This window comes from Persicitalea sp., assembly GCF_041751555.1.
GTDB lineage: Bacteria > Bacteroidota > Bacteroidia > Cytophagales > Spirosomataceae > Persicitalea.
The window spans coordinates 1-9896 of the sequence record NZ_JBGSXF010000356.1 but is presented as its reverse complement, the minus strand read 5'-3'; the positions used below and the strand labels follow the sequence as shown (position 1 = coordinate 9896).

Genomic DNA, 9896 nt, shown 5'->3' with positions numbered 1-9896 from the left:
CCACTGCGGGCGGTCGAGTACTTTGCTGATGAGTTTGGTCAGTTCAGCGTTGGTCACGGGTGGAGTCGCCACGCCGTTATAAACTCCTTCCCAACTTTCATTTTCAATGGCCTCGATGTACAGGCGGCACATATCGTCGATATGAATCCAGGACATCCATTGGTCGCCGTCGCCCAGCGGCGCACCCAAACCGAAGCGGGCCGGAGCGGCGATTTTGGGCAGGGCGCCGCTTTTGTCGCTCAGTACCACACCCGTCCTGAGTTTAACGGTACGCACGCCTAAATCCTTGACATGGTCGGCGGCTGATTCCCATTTGATCGTTACGTCCGCCAAGAAATCATCGCCGGGCGGCGACTGCTCAGTATGCTTCTCGTTTCCGGTATCGGCCCCATAGTAACCCACCGCCGACGACGACACGAAGGACTCGGGCCGCTGACCCTGCGCCTTCATGATGCGGGCGAGTAGTTCAATGCTCTCGGTACGGCTGTCAATGATTACTTTCTTGCGCTCATCCGTCCAGCGCTCGTCGGCAATGCCCGCTCCGGCCAGATGCACGAGGTAGTCCATGCTATCCAGCGCGCGCGGATCGACGGCCTCTTTTTCGATGTCCCAATGATAGACGGAAACATCGGGATAACTTTTTTCAGAACGGCTCAAATATGACACGAGGTAGTCCCGTTCGAGCAGCATTTCGGTGAGGCGGCGGCCAATCAGGCCCGTGCCTCCGGTAATCAGGACGTTTTTTTTCATTAGTAGCTTGGTTGTTGGCGATTGGTTGATGAACCGTTCGCAGCATGATCTTTTGGGTAAGTCTTTTTGAAAAATAAATGGCCACTCAGCTCGAAACGGCTATTAGAATTCCAGCACAACGCTTACCGATTGCCCGGTGAGCTGCACATTTTTGAGGATTTCAGCAGCCTTGCGATGGCTCTTGCGCAGGGCGAGGTAGTTTGCGGCGTCGAACAGCAAAAGAAACCCGCCCTGCAGAATAATGGACTGACCGAACCCCTGAAAGCGATCCTGCTTGTCGGGCGTGTTTTTTGCCCTCTCCAAAAGGTACGCCCCGCTCGCGACGTAGGCCAAATCAAGTCCGGCGTTGAAAAGCAACGTTTTTTCAATCGAGTGCAAATCCTCAATGCTTTGGTCGAGCGTCGTGGGCGGCGATTTTTTTTGCCGCAAAGCACCGATCAGGCTCGGCGCGGCGATACCCAGATTCACGACATTCCAATAAACGTTCATGCGATTGAAGTACTTGTTGCTACCTTCGCCGCGCGCCGCCGCAACGCCGCCGTACGCGATATTTGCCACGGCCCAGCTACTCAGCACCCACATGCCTGTGGTCTGGACTTTCAACCGACTTTGATTCAGATCTTCAAGGGCATTGCTCTGGGCTCGGGCAGAGACTGTAAGCAGAAGGAGAAGGAGGGTATAGCTTATTTTTTTCATAAGTACGAAGTAGGGAGAACTTCAATAAACCGTTAATTTCTCGAAAAGTTGGAATACTTCCCGGGGGATAACGTATTATTTTCAGGTAATACCGTTCTCCATTAAATTCGTGCCCTACCCATTTTGTAGTTAAATTTCACTTCTAAGGATCAGCTTGGATATTGATAAAATCAGCATCCATCGCCAAACAATCAATTACCACTCTACCTAAAAATGTACGATAAAAATCTTGGTACCAAACAGAAAGCTCTCCGCATTAACCTCGACCCGCAGATTTACGGCTCCTTCGCCGAGATTGGGGCCGGACAGGAAACTGCCGCTATTTTCTTCAAGGCGGGCGGCGCATCGGGTACGGTCGCCAAGACGATGTCGGCCTACGACATGACGTTCAGCGACGCCATCTACGGTACCGAGGACAGCGGTCGCTACGTCTGCGAACCGCGGCTTATCAAAATGATCCATAAGGAATACAGCCTGCTGGAAAAGCGCCTGGCTGAACAGCGCGGCGCGGATAGCAAGTTCTTCGCGTTTGCTAATACTGTGGTGGCTCTCAACTACCACAAGACCAACATCGCCCACGGCTGGATCGGCTTACGATTTCAGCTCACGCCCGGTGGCGATTACAACGAGGTAGTGATTCACGTGAAGATGCTGGACGACGAAAACGTGTTGCAGCAACAAGCCCTTGGCGTGATCGGCGTCAACCTTATCTACGGCTGTTTCTACTACCCGACCTCCCCCGAAACGCTGCTTCTCTCGCTCATGGATGACCTTAGTCCCGAACGGCTCGAGATAGACATGATCCGGTTCAGCGGTCCGGATTTCATGGGAGTAGATAGCCGGGTAATGAGTTTGCATCTGGTCAAGAATGGCTTTACCAACGCCGCCCTCTTCGGAGCCGATGGCGGGGTACTTCAGCCCTCGGAGGCTTTTTATAAAAAACACATTCTGATCATGCGCGGGCGGTTGCGCCCCATCACTAATGTCCACATCGACCTGATCGAGAACGGCACCCGGCAGTTTGTGGCCGAACCCGACGTAGATCCCGACCGTGTGCTTATGGTCTCGGAACTCACGCTTCGCAACCTACAATCGGACGACGAAGACAACATCGACGAGAAGGATTTCCTCGACCGCGTGGACATCCTCTGCTCACTGGGCCACATGGTGATGATCTCCAACTACCACGAGTACTTCCGACTGGTGGCGTACCTGTCGGAGCTGACGCGGCTGAAAATCGGGCTGCTACTCGGTATTCCGAGCTTGCAGAATATTTTTGAAGAAAAGTACTATGATTTCCTGCGCGGTGGGATACTCGAATCATTTTCCACGCTGTTTAGCCGCAAGGTCAAGCTGCTGATCTATCCTACGCTGCGGGAGGACGATACCATTTACTCCTGCGAAAACTTCGAGGTGGCTGATAACCTCAAACCGCTCTTCGAGTACTTAGTTATTAACGACAAGATCGAGGACATCCGTGATTATAACGTGGAGTACATGCGCTGGACCACCGATCAGGTGCTGGCGATGGTCAAGCGCGGTGAAGCGGGCTGGGAAGACCTTGTGCCCGATAGCGTGGCCGAGATCATCAAAGACAAGTGTTTGTTCGGCTTCCCTTGCGTGGTATACGACGTGGCGGGAGCGCGGAAGAGTGGAGTGGTTGGGGTTGGTGAAAACCAGTAAGTACTTACTTTGTGCGCCACGGGACGCCCCACTCAAGATAAATCACAAGTTCCCCTTCTTCAACTCCGCCACCGCGTAGTCCGCCGCCCGCGCGGTCAGGGCCATGTACGTCAGCGAAGGGTTGACACAGGAAGAAGAAGTCATACACGCCCCGTCGGTCACAAAGACATTCTTGCAGTCGTGAATCTGGTTGTGGGCGTTCAGGACGGAAGTTTTTGGGTCTCGTCCCATGCGGGCGGTGCCCATTTCGTGGATGGCATTACCAACGTCGTATTGGCGATCATAAGGCTTTACATCCTTGAAACCCACTGCTTCCAGCATTTCAGCGGCGTCGTTAGCCATGTCGATGCGCATCTTGTGTTCATTCTCGCCGATAGCGGCGTCGAAAACTACCAGCGGCTGGCCCCAAGCATCTTTTTCGGTGGCGTGCAGGTACATCCGGTTCTCGTGACGGGGCAGTATTTCACCAAAACCGTGCAGTCCCATGTGCCAGCCGCCGGGTTGGCTGATCGTTTCCTTGAACTCGGCCCCGAATCCCGGCGTCCCGTTGCCACGGCTCCAGTTACTGCGCCCGCCGCCGCCCTGGTAGCCGAAGCCCCGCAGGTAATCACGCCGGTCGTTGCCCCAGTTGCGGTAGCGCGGAATGTAGATGCCGTTGGGCCTGCGTCCGAAATAGTACTTGTCCTCGAAGCCCTCGACCTGTGCATTGGCTCCCGCCAGCAGGTGATGGTCCATGAGGTTGTGGCCCAACTCGCCGCTGTCGTTGCCGAAGCCGTTGGGAAAGCGGCTGGATTTTGAGTTGAGCAAAATGGCCGTCGAAGCCATCGAACCCGCATTGACGAAGATGATTTTGGCAAAATACTCCTCGACTTCCTTGGTGTTTTGATCGACCGCGCGGACGCCCGTGGCTTTGCCTGACTTTTCGTCGTAGATAATTTCCGACACAATCTTATCAGTCAGCAATGTCAGGTTTCCGGTGCGCTCGGCGGCGGGTAGGGTAGCCGCCTGGGAGCTGAAATACGCGCCGTAAGGACAGCCCCGCTCGCACATATTTCGGGCCATGCACTGCCCCCGGCCCAAGGCAGTATGTTCGGCGGTGGGCTTGGTGAGGTGCGCTACCCGGCCGATGGTCACGGGGCGGCCTATCTTTTTGGTTATTTTTTCCTTGAAATGTTCTTCCACGCAGTTGAAGTCGTGCGGGGGTAGGAATTCGCCGTCGGGTAGTACATCCAGTCCTTCCTTCCGACCCGCGATTCCCGCGAAACGCTCAGCGTAGGTGTACCAGGGGGCCACATCCTCATAGCGGATAGGCCAGTCCACGCCGACACCTTCTTTGGCGTTGGCCTCGAAGTCTTCTTTATTCCACCGGTACGACTGCCGCCCCCACAATAGTGATCGCCCGCCTTTGACGGCTGCGCGAGTCCAACGGAAAGGCTTTTCCTGGATATAGGGGTTTTCCGTTTCACTCAAAAAAAAACCATTAGCCGCCTCGTTGCCAAAGCGCGCGCCCCGGCCCAAGTCCATCGAGTAGTGATCAATTTCCCTCAGGGCAACTTTTCCCCGGTACTGAAACTCCCAAGGGTCTTTGGTGGCGGTGGTATAGCCAGCTACGTGCGGTAGTTCCCGGCCCCGCTCGAGTACCAGCGTTTTCAGGCCTTTTTCGGTGAGTTCCTTAGCCGCCCAGCCCCCGCTGATACCGGAGCCGATGACGAGAGCATCGTAGATTGTTTTTTCTTGCAAATTCATAACTCAAAAGCCTTCGCGAGTGGATCTGTCCGCATCGTCTTATTGACTTTACAAACGCCAAACGCGGGATTTTCTACTTGCCTGTGGGACGGGCGGAGAAGTTTAGGTTCGACAAGTGTAAACGCTCAGTAGGGTAGTATTTTAGATGCGCTTGAAATTCGTAAATTCAAAAAGTCGAATTCCCGTCTTTCTCTCAAACCAATATAGCAGGCGGTCTTTGAGGTCGAATTTCTTTTTGCTTAAATCCAATTCCACTTGCCAGTCCTGCCGGGCAATACGCTCCTGCATTACTTTGGGGTGAGGTTCGGTGAAGCGGGTGAGGGAATCGAACTGAGAATAGTCGAAGAAGTCGCCGCTCGCGAGCATTTTTTTCCATTCTTCTTCCTCATTCCAGAACCGCCCCACATTCTTCATTTTCTTCTTCATCTGCGCCGGACTTTTCACCCAACCGTAGTGGTAAATCGCCGCGCCCGAATGTTTTACGCGAAGTTTCTGGTTGCCCTTGCGGAAGCCCTGCGCGTCGCGGTAGGCCGAAATGGCCGGGCCGTGGCGGATGATCCTGACCTCGTGGCGGTACCAGGTGCGGCTGTCGCCCACGTAGTCGTAGGTACCGTAAAAATGCAGGTAGTCGAACAACAACCCCTCCACTTGGGGGCTTTGGGCGTAGCGTTCGCAGCTCGCGCGGACGGCAGCGTGGTACTTTTCGTGCAGCACCTCATCGGCCTGAATATAGAATACCCAATCGGTATCGGCGGGGAGTTGACGGTAGGCCTTGTCGGTTTCGACAGCCAGTACTTTGCCGCCCTGCCGTAGCGACATATCCCATTCCGAGCGCACAATGCGCATCTTGTCCGAGCCGATACTTTGGATCAGTTCCAGCGTTCCGTCGTCGCCCTGCCCGACGCTGACGAGCATCTCATCTACTACGGGCAGCACCGAGCGGATGGCCTCGACGACGGGGTAGTCATTGAGCAAAGCGTCCTTGATAATGGTAAAGCCAACGATTTTCACTAGTTGAGACTGTTTTATTTTTTTGCAAAAAGCAAAAATAAAACGTTTAGGCCGCAAGTCTTTCCGGTTTTCACTTTCGAAGGTTTTTATTTTTCAAACCAATTGAGGGCTAAACCTTTGCCTTTTTCAGAATAGAATTATTCCCGACAACTACTCTCCCAGGACAGGAGCGGCTTGAATTTCAGCGGGCGTCGTTGTAGTTTTGTTTGTTCCAAAATCCCGCTAACAATTCTGTTTGGCGTTCCGTTATACCTTCACATTTTTACTCAAAAATACTCCACTTTTCATGTCACAAGTAAGCACTACTCCCCATGAGCCGCTCCTGACCGAGGATCCGCTGCGGTTTGTTCTTTTTCCCATTAAGCACCAGGACATCTGGCAGATGTACAAACGCCACGAGGCGTCGTTCTGGACGGCGGAGGAGATCGACCTGGGGCAGGACATGAAGGACTGGAACAACCTCAGCGACAACGAGCGGCATTTCATCTCGCACATCCTGGCGTTTTTCGCCGCCTCTGACGGCATCGTGAACGAAAACCTGGCCATCAACTTTCTCAGCGAAGTACAATACGCCGAAGCCAAGTGCTTCTACGGTTTTCAGATCGCGATGGAGAACATCCACTCCGAAACGTACTCGCTGCTGATCGACACCTATATTAAAGACCCCACCGAAAAAGATCACCTGCTACGGGCTATCGACACGGTGCCTTGCGTGCAGAAAAAGGCCGAGTGGGCTTTAAAATGGATCAACAGCCCTGAGTTTACCGAGCGCATCATTGCCTTCGCGGCGGTGGAAGGCATTTTCTTTTCGGGTTCTTTCTGTTCCATTTTTTGGCTGAAAAAGCGGGGTTTGATGCCGGGATTGTCGTTCTCCAACGAACTGATCTCGCGCGACGAAGGACTGCACTGCGAGTTTGCCTGTCTGCTCTACACCGATCACATCAAGAACAAACTACCCGAGGGGCGCGTCCTGGAAATCATGCTGGATGCCGTAGAAATCGAGAAGGAGTTCATTTCCGAAGCTCTGCCCGTATCGCTCATCGGCATGAACGCCGAACTGATGAAGCAGTACATTGAGTTTGTGGCCGACTTCTGGCTCGAACGCTTGGGCGTCGCTAAGCATTTCGGCTCAGCCAATCCCTTCGATTTCATGGAGTTGATCTCGCTGCCCGGCAAAACCAATTTCTTCGAGAAGCGCGTCGGCGAGTACCAGAAAGCGGGCGTCATGTCCGGTGTTACTGACAAAGAATCTGCGCACAAGATCGCGTTTGATGAAGACTTTTGAGTTTAGGTTAAACGGTCAACGGTCAAAAGTTTAAAGGGTTTGTCGAATTCTAGCGTGAAATCGTAGAACGTCGGTTGATCTTTTAACCTTTAACCGTTTAACTTACTTACTCCCTTCCATTTAATCCTCTTTGATAATCTTCCACACCAATTCACTCTCATACCCCTTCCCCAACGCATAGCGGGCTAGCTTTTGCTTTCGTTTGCGGGCGTCGGATTCGGTGCGTTCCAGGGATTCCAGTTTCTTATTGATCAAGTCCCTGAGCGTTGCTTCGTAGGCTTTGTCTTCGATCTCATTCATGCCCTGATCGATATTGTGGCTGGTCAGGCCGCGGCGAGAAAGTTCTTGTTTGATGCGTCGTTTTCCCCATTTTTTTTGCCGAAACTTGCTACCTGCGTAGGTTTTGGCGAAGCGCTCCTCGCTGAGGTAGTTCATCGTTATCAGTTCGGCGATGAGTTCCTCGGCTTCATCTTCTTCCTCGACACCCCACTTTTTGATTCGTTGCCGCACCTCGTCCTGTGTACGTTCCTGGTAGGCGCAGTAGGCGGCGGCTTTTTGGAGGAGAAGGCGATCCAAAATTTTGGGGTTAAAGGTCAAAAGGTCAACGGTCAATCGGCATTTTACGATCTTCCGCGCGGCATCCGCTTTTGTCATCGATTGTATTCCGCGAACCCTTAACCGTTTGACCATCAATCCTTTCTCGCCTTAGTCGAAGCGATTGCCGAAGGTAAAAGCGATGCCCGCGTGGATGGTCAGGAATCGGGCTGATTTCTCGAAGTTAAGCTGCGTGTTTCCGGCTTGGTTTTTTCCCAGACTTACGTTGTAAATTGCCTCTGCCGTCACCATCAAGCCCTGCGTGATGTCGAAGCCTACACCTAGCTTGGGAGCCAGACCAAAATTGTACTCTTTCGAGCTATCGTCATATATATTCTGGCCATTGAATCTGAGGTCGGTGATCAGGGCGGAGCGAATGACGCCCGCTCCTAAGCCAACGTATGGATGAAAATCGGTGTCGGTGATGTGGTACTCGATTGTGGCCATCATGGGCATGGTGACTGCCGTCAGGCTGCCATTGAGGCCGCCGTCGTTCTGGCCGATGGTTTCGACGTAGGTCCGTACGCGTGCGCCTACGGCTAGTTTATAATTGAAATAGTATTGGGCACCCAGGCTACCGCCCCACATACTACTACCGCCTGCTGCGGTGGGAATGCCGTATCCCCCACTGGCGCTGGCACTCACTTGCGCCAGGCCGGGCACCTGAATTAACATGGTCAAAGCCACTCCCATCACTAAGCACCACCCCGCTTTCTTCATTTTTTGCCTATTTTTCTTGAAATTTGCCGATATTGTTTTTTCAAAGAAACAGCTTGCCGCTGGGTTTTCCTATTCTTGCTGTTTATGTGACAACCGAAGGCCCCCTTACCCCGCATTCTAAAAAAACCTTATGAAACTGGCCCGCCGCGACCTTCTGAAACTTCTGCCCGCCTTACCCGCCGTTTCCTGGCTGAAATTCAGCCCGCGCCCGACAAATGTGGTACCCCCCTTTACCATGCGCTTTGCCGTGGCCTCTGACGGGCACTACGGGCAGCCGGATACCGAATTCGAGCAGTTTCACACTGATGTAATCCGTTGGCTTAACCAGGAAAGAATGCAAATGGGCCTGGATTTTGCTATTTTTAACGGTGACCTCATTCATGATAAACCCACGCTGATGTACGATGTCAAGACAGCCTTCAAGCGCCTGACCGTCCCGTTCTTCGTCACGCGCGGTAACCACGACCGCGTGGGCCTCGACGTCTGGGAAAGTACCTGGGGCTACCCGACCAACCACAGCTTTGCCCGTGGCGAGTATGCCTTTATTTTGGGCGATACTTCCAACGAGAAAGGTGAATATCTCTGTCCTGACCCCGCGTGGCTACGCGGCGAAATGGCCAAGTACGAGAGCAAAAAGGGGATTTTCGTTTTTCTGCACATCACGCCCGTCAAGTGGACCAGCAATGGCCGCGACTGTGAGGAAGTGCGCGCGCTTTTGGAAAAAACACCGAACGTCAAAGCCATTTTTCACGGCCACGAACACGACGAGGACGATCGCAAAATGAGCGGTGGCAAGCCCTACTTTTACGATGGTCACTTTGGCGGCAGTTGGGGAACAACCTACAAAGGCTACCGCATCGTGGAAATTTACGGAGATGGCACCTGGAAATCTTACCAGTACAACCCTACCGCCGCGCCTATTTTGAATACGTTCGTCGGGAAAAGCTAATAGAGTATATGAGAAACAGACTGCAATGGCTCTTCCTAAAAACAAAAACAGATACACAAGCTTTTTATAAAAAGACAATAACAATAACCCACCAATTCTCATGAATTTCAAAAAACTCTACAAATCGCCTCGCGCGCTCTATGTTTTGGCAGCGGGCATCATTATCGTTTCCTGCGCCAAGCTGGCCCCAACGGGTACTTCAGTACTTGAGACTTCGGTTCCCGTTCCGGCTGGGTCGCTGGAAGTGGTGAGAGAAGACGGCAACACCGCCCGGATGCGGGCGAAAGAAATCAAGGAAAGCGTGTCCCTGACCGTAGCCGATGGTCTCAAATTGGACTTGTGGGCCTCCGACTCGCTGGCGCCCGATCCTATCGCCATGTCCATCGACGATAAGGGGCGGGTTTATCTGACGCGCACCAACCGCCAGAAAAACTCCGAGTTCGACATCCGGGGTCACCGCAA

General features: G+C 53.1%; 10 protein-coding genes. 4 read left to right on the top strand and 6 right to left on the bottom strand.

Going from position 1 to position 9896, the window contains the following annotated elements; genetic code table 11:
- Together ACEW8P_RS12895 and ACEW8P_RS12890 are read right to left on the bottom strand one after the other, a co-directional pair.
- On the bottom strand, positions 1 to 750 hold a 750-nt coding region (locus ACEW8P_RS12895; RefSeq protein WP_373513487.1), incomplete at its 3' end, for a TIGR01777 family oxidoreductase.
- Positions 751 to 852: 102 nt separating this feature from the next.
- Positions 853 to 1446: a hypothetical protein gene (locus ACEW8P_RS12890; RefSeq protein ID WP_373513486.1), complete on the bottom strand. Its 594-nt coding sequence runs from the start codon at positions 1444 to 1446 to the stop codon at positions 853 to 855.
- A 213-nt stretch (positions 1447 to 1659) separates the two neighbouring features.
- On the opposite strand from ACEW8P_RS12890, the gene ACEW8P_RS12885 reads away from it, so the two are divergent.
- Positions 1660 to 3129, top strand: coding sequence for a TonB-dependent receptor (locus ACEW8P_RS12885; RefSeq protein ID WP_373513485.1), 1470 nt, complete (start codon positions 1660 to 1662; stop codon positions 3127 to 3129).
- Between the two features lie 42 nt (positions 3130 to 3171).
- Here the strand turns inward: ACEW8P_RS12885 and ACEW8P_RS12880 are convergent, their stop codons facing one another.
- Entirely contained in the window at positions 3172 to 4875 is a 1704-nt protein-coding gene (locus tag ACEW8P_RS12880; RefSeq protein ID WP_373513484.1) for a GMC oxidoreductase, read from the bottom strand.
- Between the two features lie 141 nt (positions 4876 to 5016).
- The gene (locus ACEW8P_RS12875; RefSeq protein ID WP_373513483.1) at positions 5017 to 5886 is read right to left on the bottom strand and encodes a glycosyltransferase family 2 protein; all 870 of its coding nucleotides are present in this window, start codon (positions 5884 to 5886) and stop codon (positions 5017 to 5019) included.
- 286 nt (positions 5887 to 6172) lie between these two features.
- Between ACEW8P_RS12875 and ACEW8P_RS12870 the strand changes: the two genes are divergently transcribed.
- Positions 6173 to 7171 (top strand): ribonucleoside-diphosphate reductase small subunit, encoded by a 999-nt coding sequence (locus ACEW8P_RS12870; RefSeq protein WP_373513482.1) that lies wholly within the window; start codon positions 6173 to 6175, stop codon positions 7169 to 7171.
- A gap of 120 nt (positions 7172 to 7291) precedes the next feature.
- Here the strand turns inward: ACEW8P_RS12870 and ACEW8P_RS12865 are convergent, their stop codons facing one another.
- Both ACEW8P_RS12865 and ACEW8P_RS12860 read right to left on the bottom strand, forming a co-directional pair.
- Positions 7292 to 7825, bottom strand: coding sequence for a regulatory protein RecX (locus tag ACEW8P_RS12865; protein ID WP_373513481.1), 534 nt, complete (start codon positions 7823 to 7825; stop codon positions 7292 to 7294).
- Positions 7826 to 7876: 51 nt separating this feature from the next.
- Entirely contained in the window at positions 7877 to 8485 is a 609-nt protein-coding gene (locus ACEW8P_RS12860; RefSeq protein ID WP_373513480.1) for an outer membrane beta-barrel protein, read from the bottom strand.
- Positions 8486 to 8615: 130 nt separating this feature from the next.
- Between ACEW8P_RS12860 and ACEW8P_RS12855 the strand changes: the two genes are divergently transcribed.
- The gene (locus ACEW8P_RS12855) at positions 8616 to 9434 is read left to right on the top strand and encodes a metallophosphoesterase (protein WP_373513479.1); all 819 of its coding nucleotides are present in this window, start codon (positions 8616 to 8618) and stop codon (positions 9432 to 9434) included.
- 100 nt (positions 9435 to 9534) lie between these two features.
- Positions 9535 to 9896: hypothetical protein (locus ACEW8P_RS12850; protein ID WP_373513478.1), on the top strand; the 362-nt coding region annotated here is incomplete at its 3' end.